This is a genomic window from Roseimaritima sediminicola (assembly GCF_009618275.1).
Lineage (GTDB): Bacteria > Planctomycetota > Planctomycetia > Pirellulales > Pirellulaceae > Roseimaritima > Roseimaritima sediminicola.
The window spans coordinates 1-689 of sequence record NZ_WIAD01000145.1; the positions used below are offsets into that span (position 1 = coordinate 1).

Annotated in this window: 1 protein-coding gene; it reads left to right on the top strand. The window is 47.6% G+C overall.

All coding sequences use genetic code 11. The annotated features are described in order from the left end of the window. A partial coding sequence (locus GE027_RS22935; RefSeq protein WP_202617518.1) for a hypothetical protein occupies positions 1–689 on the top strand: 689 nt, incomplete at both ends.

A 689-nucleotide genomic window follows, 5' to 3' on the forward strand; every position in this document is an offset into this window, starting at 1 on the left:
GTTTCACAAATCTGGAAGATGCGAAAAACAGTGGTCTGAAATGGTTCCCATACAACAAGGGTGGCGAGTTTCGCAAGTGGCGTGGGAACGATGAGTACGTAGTCAACTGGGAAAATGATGGCGCCGAAATAAAACACTGGCTCGTGAATAACCCCAAGGATCCAAAGACGACTCACTGGTCACGTCGTATTATCAATACAGAGTTCTACTTTCGACAAGGACTAACGTGGTCGTTTGTCAGTTCATCAACTTTTGCGATGAGGTATACGCCAGAGGGTTACCTCTTTGACGTTGGCGGTTCAAGTATGTTCCCAGACGAATCTGAGATTTATCCGATGCTTGCGTATATGTGTTCGCCACTTGCCTTCAACTTCATTAAAGCCGTAAACCCGACCCTGAACTTTCAAACGGGCAACGTGGCGTCTTTGCCTTGGCCCGTCGATTCGCTGCGTCCACTGTTCCCGGAATTGACCGCTTCCGTAGAAACACTCGTTAATATTTCGGGATCGGACTGGGACTCTCTAGAAACGTCGTGGAACTTCACGGCATTTCCTTTCTTGACGAGTTCGCAAATCGACGATTCGCTTGAAGCAAGTTGTGAATCACTTCGCAAATCGCAATCGCATGACGTGGAGCAAACCAAGTATGTCGAAGAAGAAGTAAACAAAAAGTTGGTGTCGGCATTCGGG